Here is a 250-nt window from a genome sequence, read left to right as displayed (position 1 = left end):
GCCCAGATGAGCGCCAATCTGCCAACTTAAATTGGCAACAAACACAAAATAGTAATTATTTAGTGTTAACCACGTTTATTGGCACACGGATTTTATCGCTTAAACAAACCGCAGTCGGCGCCGAATTAATCTTTGATGACCAACCGTATTTTGATAGTAACGCCAGTGCACTTTTACAACGTTTAACAGGGTTTACTTTACCGGTTAATAACGCAGGCCCATGGTTAAAAGCTACCATTGACGATCACAC

At 41.2% G+C, this 250-nt stretch carries 1 protein-coding gene; it reads left to right on the top strand.

The window, feature by feature from the left end:
• On the top strand, nucleotides 1-250 hold a 250-nt coding region (locus tag AAEY93_RS20940), incomplete at both ends, for an outer membrane lipoprotein LolB (protein ID WP_351079652.1).

The sequence above is a fragment of the Shewanella sp. CAL98-MNA-CIBAN-0140 genome, assembly GCF_040309905.1.
Lineage (GTDB): Bacteria > Pseudomonadota > Gammaproteobacteria > Enterobacterales > Shewanellaceae > Shewanella > Shewanella psychromarinicola.
The sequence above is the reverse complement of the archived record's forward strand: the minus strand, read 5'-3'. Positions and strand labels throughout refer to the sequence as shown.